Here is a 13932-nt window from a genome sequence, read left to right as displayed (position 1 = left end):
GGTGCGGCGGGGGTGGAGGTGGCGGCTTTTCCCCGATCTCGGTGCCGCCCCCCGCCCCCGCCCCCGCGCCCTCTCCTGCCCCCGCGCCCTCTCCTGCCCCAGCGCCCCCAGCCCCAACTCCCCCCGCACCGACCTATACGATCGGCGGCAAGGTCACGGGGCTGCTCGGCGCCGGGCTTGTGCTGCAGAACAACGCAGGTGACGACCTGCCCATCGCCACCGATGGCCACTTCAGTTTTGTGACCCCGCTTGCCGATGGTGCGAGCTACGCTGTGTCGATCAAATCCCAGTCGAAGATCCTGACGCGCGTGTGTACCGTAAGCAACGGCAGCGGAACGATCGCGGCGGCCACGGTGAGCGACATCCAGGTCGTCTGCGCCGAGCCTCCTTCACGCTTTGCCTACGTGTCGAACGGCAACAGCGACAGCGTGTCGGCCTACGCCGTCGATGCGACGACCGGCACCCTGCGCCCGGCAGCAACGCTGTCGGTGCCAAGTCCGTACGCGTTGACCATCGAGCCCTCGGGCCGATTCGTCTACGTGTCGAGCGCTTTGGGCAACGGCGTGTCGGCGTACGCGATCGATCGCACGACGGGCGACCTGCACCCCATCGCCGCCCCAACTGTGGCGGCGGGGGGAATCTCAGCGGGGATGGCGGTGGATCCCACTGGTCGCTTCGCCTACTTCGTGAATTTGGTGGGCAACAGCGTACGGGCTTTCAACATCGACCCCGAGACGGGTGCGCTGAGCGCGATGGCGGTGCCGTCCGTGGCGACCGGCAGAGCGCCTTACGGTATTGCCATCGACCCCACGGGCCGCTTCGCCTATGTGGCGAACATCAGCGACGCCACCGTGTCGGCATTCAACATCGATGCCACGTCCGGTGCGCTGAGTCCCATGGCGATCCCCACCGTGGCGGCCGGGGCCGGAGCCCGCGATATTGCCGTGGATCCCTCCGGCCGCTTCGCCTACGTGTTGAATCAGGGCGACTGGAACATCTTGGCTTACTCCATCGATCCCGTGTCGGGGGCACTGGCGCCGCTCGCAACAACACCGCCTGCGACAGGTCGCGCTCCATTTAGCATCACCGTGGACCCGAAGGGACGCTTTGCCTACGTGGCGAACCTGGACAGCCATGACGTGTCGGCCTATACCCTGGACGCCTCGACCGGTGCGCTGGCACCCGCAGTGACGCCAACCATTCCCACAGGAAATCGTCCTGCCTCGATTGCGATAGAACCGAACGGGAAGTTCGCGTATGTGGCGGACAACACTGACAACAACGTGTCGGTCTACTCCATCGATGTGGTGTCGGGCGTGCTGAATCCACAAGCTGCACTGACAGTCATGGCAGGACGCTCGCCGAACAAGATTTTCTTGTCGAGGTGAAGAAGTGTCATTGAATCGCTGTACGTGGCCCGTCCGGCACGAGGTGCTGGCGCCATGTCCGCGTCAGTCCTCCGGCAGAAACGCCTGGTTGTAGACCACCTCCCACAGGTGCCCGTCCAGGTCCTGGAAGTAGCCCGCGAAGCCACCCCAGAAAGTCTTCTGCGCCGGCTTCACGATGGTCGCGCCGGCCGCCTCGGCCTGCGCCATCGTGGCCAGCACCTCGGCTTCGCTGCGCAGGTTGTGGCCAATAGTGAAGTCGGGCGAGGCGCTGCCGCGGCGCGCGATGCCGCTGTCGTGCGCCAGGCTCTCGCGCGGCCACAGCGCCAGCTTCAGGCCGGGCTGCAGGTCGAAGAAGGCAACCGCGCCGTGTTCAAATTCTTGGCCGATGACGCCCGGCGTCGCCAGGCCCAGGCCGTCGCGATAGAAGCGCAGCGCGCGCTCCAGGTCGTCGACGCAGAGGGTGAGAACGGAAATGCGGGCTTTCATGTGTGGGGCTCCTGGTTTGCTGTCCAATCGAAGCCTCCAGCTTGCAGCACGTCATGCCCGCCGACTTGAACAAAACGGCCACACCGCTCGCCCAGGAGGTGGGTCACTACGCCGAAATCCCGGTGCCGCCGCCCTTGCGTGGCATCTTTGCCTGTCAGTGGATGCATGTGCTGCCTACTGATGCCGACGGCACGCCGCTGCTGGTGGTGCCCGACGGCTCGATCGACCTGCAGTGGATCGATGGCGTGGTGCGCGTGGCCGGCCCCGACCGGCAACCGCACGCCGAAGCGCTACGGCCCGGCGCGCAGGTGCTGGGCCTGCGCTTCCATCCCGGTGCGGCGGCCGCATGGCTGGGCATCGACATGGATGCGCTGACGGATTGCCGCGTTGCACTGGACGATCTGTGGGGTTCGCGTGCGGCATGTCTCGCCGCCGATTCGTCCACAGAATTCGTACACAGGGTGGCCGCGCGGCCAGTCGCGGACCTCACGCCCGATGCCGCAATGGCCGAAGCCTTTTGCCTGCTGCAGGCCGGTATGGCCCCCGCAGACTCGCCGCTGCGCTGGCTCTGCGAGCGCTTGCAGCAGCCCGAGCGCACGCTGCGTCGCCGTTTCGTGCAGCACTTCGGCTACGGCCCGCAAACACTGGCACGCCTGCTGCGCTACCAGCGCTTCCTGCAGTTGGCGCGCGCAGAGCCATCGACACCGTTGGCCCAACTGGCCGCCGAAGCCGGCTACGCCGATCAACCGCACCTGGCGCGCGAAAGCCGTCACCTCGCGGGACGTCCGCCCTCCACGCTGCCACGCGATTGACTCAGCACGCGGCCACCACCCACCCCTTGGGACCGGGCACGCGCTTGCGCCGAGAGGCCCAGACGCGGTTGTACTTTGGAGAGTGGATCCTTCGTAGATCCCTCTCAACGTACTGGCGCCGACCGGAAACTGAGCCGATCTTGTAAGTAGTGCCGTCTGGTGCGCTCCTTACCTCATCATCGGCACTCACACTCGAGGTCGGCCGTCTTATCCTTTGGGGTCGCGGGCCCTCGGTAAACGAGGTAGCCATCTCTCTTGATCTCTGAGCACTTCTGAATACAGGCCTGTTGCGGCGTGGGCAAGTCGCGTCTTAGATACCCGACAAGCCATGGCAATCCTGCTATGACTGCAAGTACCAACAGGAGGATCGCCGCCCGGCGAGTATCCATGTTCATGTTCAGAACGTAGCCCCGCGCTTGCAGAAGCTCTGTGCTATTGAGTGGTGAGACGTTCCGCAATTTCGCGCGCACCAAGCTCTCGCACTGCCGCAAGACTCTCGAGTTGCGCAGCCCGCGGACGCGCTTTGCCTTGTTCCCAGTGATAGATCGTCTGTCCAGACACGCCCACCAGTTGTCCATAGATCGCGGCAGATAGTCCCAACTTTGCGCGATGTGCCGCCAACCTTGAAGCACTGAAGCGGCGCTTCGTCACCTCGCCTGCATCACCACCCGAATCCGGAGCCGCAGAAGAACGTACCGCGCCCTTCGCGACGCGTCGCAGCTCCTTTTCCAGCGCGCTCACTTGACGGCGGAGGTCGGCAATGGACGAACGATGTGCGACCGATGCTTTCTTCAGCGTTTCAATCTCGGCGCGCACTTCTTTGCGAGCTACGCGGGAAATTTCAGCTTTGAGAATCGAGGCGATATTTGGCATGAGCGCATTGTGCCGTTTCTTGCTTAGTTGGCAGTTCGGCCAAGATGGCCGCTTCGAGTGCCTTAGACCCTTCCGCTCTAGGACGATACGAGAACTGCCAAAAAGAAGTCGTAGCTGACCGTCTGGGCACTCCTTCACGAATTCGTTTCGTGAAGGAGTGCCCAGACTTTCTTTCAACCGATTTCCTTGCGGCCGCGATCGCTTCGCCGATCAATCCCGTATGCGTTCGTCAAGTTGGCTAGCTGACTCTCAACCTCCACAGCCCGCCGCACTTCCTCCAAGCGAGAGGGATCAGCTTGCTTGCGTGCAAGCATTGCACGGTCTACCTGGCTGAGAAACTCTTCGTCGAACAAGATCTCCGCGTCCTGAGACTGTGCGCTTGAGGCTCGTGTCTCATCGACTTGCCTCATCGGAAGGCCTCCTTGAGGAAGATCGCCTCCACGCGCTTGGCCCTTGTTCCATGGGCAGGGAAACCCATGATGACCGAGCGGTCACGCTGCTGACAGATGCCGCAGTTCAGGCAATCGATGTTGCCCAGGCTCGCTGGGCACACAACGACCTGACGGCCTGCTGGCGTGCGCACTGGCTTGATGGTGCCCTGCGGCAGAGTGACGACGACGGGTGCGATCCCCAGGCTGGCGTAGCTGTCGGCCTGAGCCAGCGTCTGTGCACTCAGGTTGACCGTGAAGCCAAGTTGATTCGCCTGCTGAATGGCTGCGCTGTTCGCTGGCGTGGGCGGGTAGTGGGTGTAGGTGAATCCGCGCAGCCCCCTGTTTGCCCTCGCGAGCCTGACCAGCAACCCCGCATCGATCACGCCGGGCGACGATGGTGTCAGGTCCCCGGCTTGGTTGTGGCGCCACAGCGCACGGCGAGGCAGCGTGCCGATCTCCTGCAGCAGCGCGTCGAAGGTCGAGCCGCGCAAGCCTTCCGAGACGGCTCTCCAGTGAATCGCCAGCGGCCCGCTCTCGGCATAGCAGCCGTTGTGCCGTAGGCCACAGTTCGGAGGACACGTGTTCGCGCTCGTCGTCGTGACAGCCATCGGCCCAGTCTTCTCATTGCGGCTGACGCGGGTGAAGTGATAAATGAATGGTTCGGCGGGGGCAGTCGACGCAGCGCGCAGCGCCGGACCACCTCGTGAGATCGTGGTGACCAAGGTTTTCTCCTTTGAGAGTCGATGCCGCAGCGCACCGCCCTCGCCTACCCACTGCATGGGCTCGAGAAGAAGTCCGGGCCTGCGGGATGGAAGGGATGGTTCGGGCTCGCGGGGCCCGAGAAGGAAGGGCCTAGCTATCGAGGCGCTGTTTGAGCTTTCGTTGGATCTCGACGGCGCAGCCGTGCCAGGCATGGCCGCTGACCATTCCGGTATCCAGTGCTTCTGGATCGGCTGCGGCCACCTTCTGCGCGTAGTACGTCAATGCCTGCAGCACGAAGGCCTGGATCAACGCCCCATGCGCGCTGAACTCCATCAGGTCCACCACGAACTCGACGTTGGTCTGAGATCGAGATTGCTTCATGCGCGCGCCCTCGCCTCTGGCGCAGGCAGCAGCGCCGCTTGCTGCAGCTGCCTTGCCTTCATGCGGAAGATCACCCCGTCCTCGCGCTGCACCTCCCAACCACGCCGGCCCAGGCTGTGGCGCAGTTCGTAGGTACGCCCGTCGTACGAGACGCGCAGCCCCTGCCGAATGGCTGCTCGCTTGGCCATTCGGTTGGTATGGAACTCACGCACCTTCTCGCGCCAAGGTCCTGCGTAGGGACCAATCGGAGGATCGGCGCGATCCAGAAAGGCCAAAGGACAGTCGAAGTAGCACGGGCCGCAGCTCTCGTCCATGCTCTTGACGGCCGCTTGGCCGCTCCTGCAGTCGATGAGAGTCAAGCCGATCCAGATCCGTCCGGCATGTTTCCCCGAGCGGGTTTGCGCCAGGAACCACAGTCGGTTGCCGATCGCGCGATGAGCAAGCACCGCGGCGAAAGCTCCCACGTTCTGCAGCTCGTCATGGACGGCTTGGTCCTTGGTAGCCCGGTAGACGATGCTCCCCATGTCAGTTGCTCCGATTGGATGAGCCGAGCGTGGCAACGCATGCGCAAGGCGGGTGGAATGTGGGGACGAGCGCGACGGGCACGCCGATCCCCGCGAAAAAAGTGTTGTGTGGCATGTGACTGATGAAGAAAGCCCGCGCAAGGCGGGCTGTAGGGAGGGAAGAGAAATTCCGGGCATGGCCGCAGCCAGTCCCAGGGCAAGTTGTCGCGTGCGCGCTCATCTACCGGCGCCTGGCACGGCACAATTGCGCACATGACGACAAAGGAGAGGCTGTCCGACGAGGAGCTGGGCGCACTGGCGAGCGAGTGGCGCAAGAAGGCGCTGCAGGGAGACCTCTACGCGCGCGGCACCGCTCACGAGTTCGAGACAGAAATGCGCCGCCGCGCCGGCTCACCGTTCACGAACTACGACACCCTGGACCTGCGCCCTCTGGAGCTGCGGACAGCAACGCAGCGTCGGTGGTGGCGGTTCTGGCGGGTCGGTTGACGGGCGGGAGCTTTCAGGGCTCAGAGATGACGGTGCGACCATCTCGCCTTGGTCGAGCGGTGCCTGATCGATCTCCACGCAGTGCCAGAACTCGCGCTCGGCCTCGATGAGCCGGGATATCTCGACTTCGTCCCGCTCGACGCGATAGATGCGCAGATCCTGCCCACAGATCAGCGCGACGACGTCGATGGCCTGGACACCGGCAACGGCCAGTTGATGCAGGACCTGAATCCGCACGTAGCCGGGAAGGCCTTCAGCCCACATTGCCGCGGCATCCATCCCGACGCATCGGCACTCCAGGAGTTGGACGTCGGCAGCACCGACAACCTCGCGACCGGGGTGGGCGAACATCCAAGGATGCTGCGGGTGCCGCAACAAGGTGCTCGTGCGCTGCACCTTGCGGCCGGTGCGCAAGGTGTAGTGCGCCGCGACGATGGGATCGAGCAGTCGATTCCAGTAGGAAGCACTGTCCTCAAGCTGCGAGCGGTGCTTCTGGGCAGGCTGCAGCAGGTCATGCCGCTCTGTCTTCTCCCTCCAGAGCCGGACTGGCATCTTGAAGGGATCACGACCGACGGCTGCAGCGGCGTCGAGGTGTCCGAGGCCGGCTTCGCGCATGTTCGGCCATCGCTCGGGCGTCGGCGTCTGCGGATGGGCGCGCTGAACCAGTTGCAACGCAGGGCCGCGCCGCCGGACGCGCGCTGCCAGAGTGCGTTGCGTGGTCTCGCTGTTTGGATTCTTCATGAGTTCTCTCCATGAAAGGGTTGGAATCGATCTCCATCCAGCAAAAAGCCCCGCCCTCTCAATGGAGAGGCGGGGCTTTGACGAGGGATCGAATGCGGAAAGTTCGGATGTAGAAGTCTGGGAGGTCGCAGATCGGCGAAACCGCATCAGTCCAGGTCCGGGTCCTCGGGGTCGTCGTAGTACGGGGTGCTCGTTGGGGACGGATCGGTCGGTCGGAACGACGACGACACAGGTGATGAATCCGGTGGCGACCACGGCCCTTCGGACGCGCCCCGTCGACCACTGAATGTGTGACCGCAGGTGGCGCACCTGCAGTTGTTCAGGACCCGGTCGTCGACGACGCGGCCGAAGATGGCGCCGACCTCGGTGCCGAGAGCACCACCACCCAGGCCTCCGAGCACGACACCGATGACTGTGCCGAGCGTTCCGCCGGCCGGGCCGGCAGCCATGCCGATCGCGAAGCCGGCACGCGCGCCGCGAAGCGCACCGGCGACGCCGCCGGCGGCACCGGCCAGGCCACCGAGCGTGCCGCCGGTTCGCTGGGCGATGTCGCGGGTCTCGATACGGTCAGAGCCGCAGTTGGGACATTGAAGATAAGACAAGGTGAATGGGTCCTTTTGTTGAGGTTGAGGGGTTGGGATGGAAAGGAAGCAAGGGACAAATCAAGGGAGCTGTGGCGATGCGGCGGCATAGAGCCCGACGCGGGCGGTGGCCGCGCCGGGCGCTTCGGAAGACGGAAACGAAAAAGCCGCCCGAGGGCGGCTTGTGGTGAGCGGAGAGATGGCTCCCTTGGAGCGAGAGAGCTCCTGTTGTGGCGTCAGGAGCGTTTGCCTTCACGGCATTCGGTCTCCCATTCGGAGAGCTGGTCAGCGGTGATCACTTCTTCGTCTCCATGCTGGATCCGAAAGGCGACGATGCGGGCGTCGATGCACCCCTGGAGTTTGGCTGGCGTGGGTGCCGCGACTGATGTACTCGAGGTGGCGGCTACCACCGCGTGGTAACACTCGGCGTTGAGTTGATCGATCGCTGAATCATTGAGAAAATCTCGCCCCTCCTGAGCCAGTTTGTCGCGGCGCTCCTTGACGCAAGCCCGGACCTTCTCCCGGCGCGCGTCTTCAGCAATCCTCTCCAGATCAGGGATATACCCATCGCTGGGATCCGCCGCATAGACCACCTTGCCGTTTGCGTAGCGCTGAGCGACGTACTGCTCGTTCACGGTCCGTTCGGTCTTGGGGTCGCGCTTTGAACGCAACACATCGCCGTTCAGCTGGCCCATCACCCAGTTTTGGCGGTATTCGAGGATTCCGCTCTCATGGACATACTGCTCTTCGAGTCCGTGCTTCACCCCCATCTGCACATGCGATCGGTAGTACAGCTGGGTGCCATGCTTGACGTACTCGACGATCTCGCCCGTGATGGCCCCGTCTTCGACCGGGATGCGGCGCACGAGCTTGCCAGACTGGTCATCGAAGATTTCTTCGGTCTGGGCGAGCTTGCCCTGTTTGAAGGTCACATTGAGCACCTCCCGGCCGCTTTCGGGACCGTAAACGATAGAGCGTCCATCAAGTACACCGTGGTCGGTGCGGACCACTGCCTTGGGCTTGTTCGTCCCTGGGAAATAGAACTTGAACTCGCCCGTGAGCACGCCTTGATCGAACGTCATTTCGTAGGCCTTGAATTTCCCTGAGCCTGTGGTGCAGGTCGTGGCGCCATCCAGGACACCTTCGTCAACCCGGACTTCGCAGACTTGGCCCATGGCGTTGTGCAGAATGTCCGGAGCCGCCTTGTCCAACACGTTTGTGGGAAGCGCGCTGACAACATCGAACTCTTTGCGTACGAGGATTGTGTTGCTAGGCACGTTGTCGATCTTGCCGCTGAAAGGCTTGTCGGCGCCTTGGCGGTAGAACTTGCCTTGGACGATCTCCGCGTTGCGGAACTCCAAGGTCGAAGGACCGCAGGCGACCAGTAGGAGCGCGGCGGCCACGGACGTGCACGGCGCGAGAAGCGCCTTGATGATGGTTTTCATGGGGTGTGGGGAGGAAGGAATTGGTTGTCCGCTCGGCTCACTTGCGGACTGACAAGCCGATGGCGCCGCCGATGAGAGTCATGCCGGCGAAGCCTTGGAAGGCCTCGTCATCGCCCGCCAGGGCGATCAGCAGCAGTGCGGTGATCACCGTCATGATGATCTTGGCGCTCTTCGGGAAAGTCTTGATGGCTGTGCCCGCCAAGTAGTAAATCTCGCCACTCCAGGCGACGACCACGGCTGCTGGAGCGAAGACCAGGAACATGCAGACCAAGGCCCAGCGCTGGCGGAACCAGGGAATGGCGCCGTAGGGACCAGGAGCTCCCGCCAATGGCGCATGAGTGGTGGATGCAAGCTGCGGTGCGACAGCTTGAGGCGCGCCGCATTTGGGGCACGTCGGGGCGGTTTCGTGGATCTGGTGGCCGCAGCCGCGGCAGTGGACGAAGTTGGTCATTGGGTTCTCCTTAATTTCTGACTGAACTGAAAGGTCGTGAAAGGCGCGAGAGAACGCCGGACGTAGAGCCTCACGTGTCTCTGCGAATCTCCAAGCGACAGCAAGCTCCCAAGGCGTCCCTACGCTCCTTGAAACTCTTTTCTCAAATGGTAACCATATCCCGCGCAATCTTATCCCGTGGAGCTTTATGCAGGAGGACAAGACCATTGGCGGATGGTCAAAACTGGTACATCGGACAAGCAGAAAGCCTCGGAGCTAGTGGCTTTCGGAGAAGCCGTTCGCCGCCGCAGAAAGGACCTTGGCTATTCGCAAGAGGCGTTTGGCGATGCTTGCGGAATAGATCGCAGCTATATGGGTGGAATTGAACGCGGCGAGCACAATCTCGCACTCATCAACATCCTCAAAATCATCGAGGGCCTCGGCGTCCAACCGTCAGAGTTTTTTAAGGACCTGGACAAGTCCGTCGGCCATGCACGAAAGCCAACGCGAAAGAGCTGAGCTCTCCTGCGTGCTCACCTTAGTCATATGGGTCTGAAAAATTCTGGAATCCAGAAGTTTTGGCTAGATTTTCAACATCGGGTCGCTCCCAGCGCTACATCAGCGATGCCATGACCGCGTCGGCGGCATTGCCGACGGCCGCGCTAGCCTTATACCGGCGGCACCAGGAACGGCAGGCGGGGCAAATGATGTCGAAAGGGAGCCGCCTCCCCCTATGGAATCGGCAGGAATTTTGGGCTACGCTGGTCGCATGTTCGACGTCGTCCGTGGTGCAAACGCCTTGTATTTCGCGACATCCCGGCAACGAAAATCGGGTGGCGCGTGGGAGGGAGTTGTCCAAATCGTCTCGGCAGAGGGGACCGAAATCCATGTGTGCGCTGCCTGTCGAGACAATGCCGACGAAGCCGCTAGAGACGCAGTTTTGGACGCGATTCTTCTAGCTTGCGACAAGCCCGCCTTCGACGATTAGGCGCCCTTTCGAGCAGGTCTATCCCGAAGATCGCGCCACGATTTTCCGTTCAGTCTCGCTTCGGAACCGCTCGAGATGTGTCGCAACGCGCACCTTCATCTCACGCAAGCGCTCAGCACTCGCGGGGCCGCCTTTCACCGACGCGATACGTGTCAGCTCCAGGAGCCGATCCATGCGTGCACTGAAATCTGGCAGCCTGGCCGAATACTGGTCCGCGAACAGGTCTTCAAGCAAGAAGCGCAGGGAGGTGATTCGGGCCGATTGCTCGAATTGCTCCTCGAAGATTGGTTGCAAACTGGCGTCTAGCAAAACCAGTACGTCTTCTCTTTCCATTTTCCGCTCCTCGTTGTGGCCATGGTGTTGAGACCGAACTCTAATGGTCCGCGGCGTTTCGACGAAGTTGCGTCGGCTGGAGAGGCGCAGAGCTTTCAACCCGAACTGTCGGTCAGCGCGGACATCGGCGACGTCTGCATTGCAGCGTTTTCCGACATCCCTTGGCCTCGCGCGAATGGCTACTATCGGCCAATAGCGGAAGTTCGGCGCGGCGGTCCAGTTTCTTGCCAGAGTCGCCTCGGAAGCGACAAAGCTGATGGCGGAGCGACCGCGGGCCACGAAAAGTGCTTGACCCTCTCGTAACGGCACGGTCTAGGATGCCTTTCAACTTGAGAGGGAAGGCATGTTTCTGAGGATTGGTGAACTGGCCCGGCGCACCGGGCTGACAGTGCGCGCGTTGCGGCACTATGACGATATTGCCCTGCTGGTGCCGTCCGAAAGGTCCAGTGGCGGCTACCGCCTATATGGGCGGAAAGACGTGGCGCGTCTCTACCGCATTCAGGCGTTGCGGCGACTCGACCTGTCGCTTGCCGACATACAAGGCCTGCTCGACAACGCAGCCGGCGGTATCTCGGAAGTCGTGGCGCAGCAGGTGGCGCAGCTCGACCGCGAAATCCTGCAGGCGTCGGCGCTGCGCACCCATCTGCTCGCGGTGCAGGACCAGCTGCAAACCAGCGAAGAACCCGGCATGGACGACTGGCTCCTGGCACTCGAAAGCATGGTCGCGGGCTCGAAGTACTTCAGCGAAGACGAACAGCGCACGCTCAAGGCGCAGCGCGACGGTTTCACTGACGCAATGGCGCCCGAGCGCACGGAGTTGTCGGTGTGGCTGCACCGTCTGGTCGCCGCAGGCATATCGCCCGAGAACCCGCAAGCGCAGGCGCTGGCTCAACGTTGGATTGAGCTGTTGCTCGAAGAAGCTGGCGGCGACGAGGGCTTGCTGATAAAGCTCTACACCATGCACTGGAGCGAGCCGTCGCTCCACGCGCTGACCGGTGTGGACCGCGCAGGCATCCGCTACATCTCGCACGCCATGGCCTTTGCGCGCCTCCAGCTCTACGCGCCCTACTGCAGCGCCCGCGACATGGCCAAGCTGCGCCAGCACTACGTTGCGCAGACCGATGCATGGCCGCCGCTCATCGCCGAAGTTCGGCAACAGATGTTGGCAGGCACCCCCATCGATGACGAAGCCATGCGTGCGCTGGCCCGGCGCTGGCAGGAGCTCTCGCTCGCCAAGGTGGGCGGCGATGCCGCGCTAGGCGCGAAGCTGCAGCGCGCGTTTCACCACGATTCGGCGCTGCGGGTTGGCTCAGGCATCGACGAGACATTGGCCGCCTACGTCGGGCAAGCCATCGCGCGCCTGAACGACACATCGACCTCACAAATGAACCCCAAAGGCCCCACGTGAACGCAGAAGCACAAACGAACCCTCACTTCTTCGCCGGCAACTACGCACCGCTCGCCGAGGAGCACGACATCACGCACCTCCACATCGAAGGCACGATGCCACTCGGGCTGTCGGGCAGCCTGTACCGTGTCGGCCCAAGCCCGCAGTACGCGCCGCGCGACAACAACTACCACTGGTTCTCTGGCGACGGCATGGTGCATGCTTTCCACGTCGACAAGGGCGGCGTGTCGTACAGCAACCGTTGGGCGCGCACGCCGAAATGGCAGCTCGAACATGAAGCCGGGCGCGCGCTCTTCGGCACTTTCGGCAACCCTGCCACCAGCGACCCGCTGGCGCAGGGCCAAAACGGTGGCACGGCCAACACCAGCATGCTGTGGCATGGCGACCGGTTGTTCGCCCTCGAAGAGTCGCATCAACCCTTTGAGCTCGACGCCTACACGCTGGCTTCCAAAGGGCACCAGAGCTTCGGCGACCGGGTGACCTCGCGATGCACCGCGCATCCGAAGGTGGACCCCGAGAGCGGCGAACTGCACTTCTTTGCTTACTCGCCAGACGGCCCTTGTTCGCCGACCATGCTCTACGGCGTGATGGACAAGCACTGCGAGGTCACACGGTTAGAGTCTTTCAAAGCGCCGCATGCCAGCATGGCGCACGACTTCATGGTGACGCGCGGGCATGTGCTCTTTCCCGTTACGCCGCTGACGCTCAGCGTGGAACGCGCGATGCGCGGCAAGCCACTGCTGGCCTGGGATGCCGCCCTGCGGACCCATGTTGGCGTGATGCAGCGCGGTGGCACTGCGGACACACTGCGTTGGTTCGACTCCGACGCCTGCCACGTGTTCCATGTGATGAATGCCTGGGACGACGGCGCCACTGTCGTGGCGTATGTGATGCAGTCGGAAACGGCGCCCGGACTGCCCGATGCCGAAGGCCTCGCCGGTGACCCCGCCGCCATGGCTGCACGCCTGTGCCGCTGGACTTTCGATTTAAGCGGCACGGACACGGGATTCCGGCGCGAGTACCTCGACGACTTGGTGGCTGAGTTTCCGCGCATCGACGAGCGCTACGCGGGCCGGCGCAACCGCTATGGCTTCTACACCTGCCATGCGACGGCGCGAGCAAGGGATGACTCGGAAAGCGTGCTTTACGACAGCCTCGCCCGTTTCGATTTCGATACCGGCGAGCGCAGCATGCACACGCTGCCGCATGGAGACGTGGTGTCGGAACCAGTGTTCGTGCCGCGCGCCACCGACGCAGCCGAGGGCGACGGCTGGCTGCTCGCCGTGGCCTGGCGTAAACAGGACAGGCGCAGCGACCTACTGGTACTCGATGCAATGGACCTGGCGGCGGAACCCGTCGCGGTCGCCCGTTTGCCGCATCGCGTACCGTTCGGCTTCCACGGAACTTGGCGACCTGCGCGAATTTGACCCCTTCAGGCCATCAGCCAGTGACTGCCTTCAAGAAGGTCAGGATACAGGAACCGGCTCGAAGTTCTTTCGCGCGACCGGCTAAAGTCGACCAGAAGCGGTCAGTCGGACGACCGCACAAATGCAACACCGCGATGGAACACACTGACGAAGTAGTCATGGCCGCCTTGCAGAGCGACGGCGTAACGTGGAGACAGCACTTTGTGCTGAACGGGTTGCTACCGTGCTACGAGAACGATGCCGGTCAATTCATGGCGCGTGTCATCGAAGACGATTCCCTAGCTCGGGCCACAAAGGACTTTCTCGTCCGTCAAGGCCAGGTAAGAACCTTGCCCGCGAAGTCGTAGAACGGCCAGGTCCGGACGTTTGACTCCGCCTCCCGAAGCGCGTGCGCACTGACTGGTAGTCTTGGAGCCTTCCGCGGCGTCATAGAAAATGCTATGGGCCGCATTGCTCGGATGGATGGTCTTCGGCCATTGGCCCGATGCCACCAGTT

Annotated in this window: 15 protein-coding genes; 5 read left to right on the top strand and 10 right to left on the bottom strand. The window is 62.9% G+C overall.

Annotated elements, in window-relative coordinates; translation table 11 throughout:
* Positions 1–179 precede the first annotated feature (179 nt).
* On the top strand, positions 180–1388 hold the full coding sequence (locus AC1RAA_RS02080; RefSeq protein ID WP_492726209.1) for a lactonase family protein: 1209 nt from the start codon (positions 180–182) through the stop codon (positions 1386–1388).
* A gap of 63 nt (positions 1389–1451) precedes the next feature.
* On the opposite strand, the gene AC1RAA_RS02075 is transcribed toward AC1RAA_RS02080, so the two are convergent.
* Positions 1452–1874, bottom strand: a complete 423-nt coding sequence (locus AC1RAA_RS02075; protein WP_492726208.1) for a VOC family protein — start codon at positions 1872–1874, stop codon at positions 1452–1454.
* 53 nt (positions 1875–1927) lie between these two features.
* Between AC1RAA_RS02075 and AC1RAA_RS02070 the strand changes: the two genes are divergently transcribed.
* Positions 1928–2686 (top strand): helix-turn-helix domain-containing protein, encoded by a 759-nt coding sequence (locus tag AC1RAA_RS02070; protein ID WP_492726207.1) that lies wholly within the window; start codon positions 1928–1930, stop codon positions 2684–2686.
* 432 nt (positions 2687–3118) lie between these two features.
* Here the strand turns inward: AC1RAA_RS02070 and AC1RAA_RS02065 are convergent, their stop codons facing one another.
* The 8 genes from AC1RAA_RS02065 to AC1RAA_RS02030 form a co-directional block, all read right to left on the bottom strand.
* Entirely contained in the window at positions 3119–3559 is a 441-nt protein-coding gene (locus tag AC1RAA_RS02065; RefSeq protein WP_159277256.1) for a helix-turn-helix domain-containing protein, read from the bottom strand.
* A 406-nt stretch (positions 3560–3965) separates the two neighbouring features.
* Positions 3966–4712 (bottom strand): DUF7227 family protein, encoded by a 747-nt coding sequence (locus AC1RAA_RS02060; protein WP_159277258.1) that lies wholly within the window; start codon positions 4710–4712, stop codon positions 3966–3968.
* Between the two features lie 130 nt (positions 4713–4842).
* Positions 4843–5073 carry a hypothetical protein gene (locus tag AC1RAA_RS02055; RefSeq protein WP_159277259.1) on the bottom strand — a complete coding sequence of 77 codons (231 nt, stop codon included), beginning with the start codon at positions 5071–5073 and terminating at the stop codon, positions 4843–4845.
* Complete coding sequence (locus AC1RAA_RS02050; RefSeq protein WP_159277260.1) at positions 5070–5597, bottom strand: hypothetical protein; 528 nt, start codon at positions 5595–5597, stop codon at positions 5070–5072. Before AC1RAA_RS02050 ends, AC1RAA_RS02055 begins: the two co-directional genes overlap by 4 nt.
* Positions 5598–5987: 390 nt before the next feature.
* Complete coding sequence (locus AC1RAA_RS02045) at positions 5988–6824, bottom strand: YqaJ viral recombinase family nuclease (RefSeq protein WP_492726206.1); 837 nt, start codon at positions 6822–6824, stop codon at positions 5988–5990.
* Between the two features lie 146 nt (positions 6825–6970).
* Positions 6971–7426 (bottom strand): hypothetical protein, encoded by a 456-nt coding sequence (locus AC1RAA_RS02040; protein WP_216850712.1) that lies wholly within the window; start codon positions 7424–7426, stop codon positions 6971–6973.
* A gap of 215 nt (positions 7427–7641) precedes the next feature.
* The gene (locus AC1RAA_RS02035) at positions 7642–8850 is read right to left on the bottom strand and encodes a toxin-antitoxin system YwqK family antitoxin (protein WP_159277262.1); all 1209 of its coding nucleotides are present in this window, start codon (positions 8848–8850) and stop codon (positions 7642–7644) included.
* A 37-nt stretch (positions 8851–8887) separates the two neighbouring features.
* Complete coding sequence (locus tag AC1RAA_RS02030) at positions 8888–9301, bottom strand: zinc ribbon domain-containing protein (protein WP_159277263.1); 414 nt, start codon at positions 9299–9301, stop codon at positions 8888–8890.
* Positions 9302–9478: 177 nt separating this feature from the next.
* Between AC1RAA_RS02030 and AC1RAA_RS02025 the strand changes: the two genes are divergently transcribed.
* Positions 9479–9799, top strand: a complete 321-nt coding sequence (locus AC1RAA_RS02025; RefSeq protein ID WP_235926630.1) for a helix-turn-helix domain-containing protein — start codon at positions 9479–9481, stop codon at positions 9797–9799.
* Positions 9800–10286: 487 nt separating this feature from the next.
* On the opposite strand, the gene AC1RAA_RS02020 is transcribed toward AC1RAA_RS02025, so the two are convergent.
* Complete coding sequence (locus AC1RAA_RS02020; protein WP_492726204.1) at positions 10287–10601, bottom strand: hypothetical protein; 315 nt, start codon at positions 10599–10601, stop codon at positions 10287–10289.
* A gap of 343 nt (positions 10602–10944) precedes the next feature.
* Between AC1RAA_RS02020 and AC1RAA_RS02015 the strand changes: the two genes are divergently transcribed.
* A complete protein-coding gene (locus AC1RAA_RS02015) occupies positions 10945–12009 on the top strand; it encodes a MerR family transcriptional regulator (RefSeq protein WP_492726202.1) in 1065 nt (354 codons plus the stop codon).
* Positions 12006–13436 (top strand): carotenoid oxygenase family protein, encoded by a 1431-nt coding sequence (locus tag AC1RAA_RS02010; RefSeq protein ID WP_492726200.1) that lies wholly within the window; start codon positions 12006–12008, stop codon positions 13434–13436. The genes AC1RAA_RS02015 and AC1RAA_RS02010 overlap by 4 nt, the downstream gene beginning before the upstream one ends.
* The last annotated feature ends 496 nt before the right edge of the window (positions 13437–13932 follow it).

This window comes from Variovorax sp. GW823-FHT04F07 (assembly GCF_058795995.1).
The sequence above is the reverse complement of the archived record's forward strand: the minus strand, read 5'-3'. Positions and strand labels throughout refer to the sequence as shown.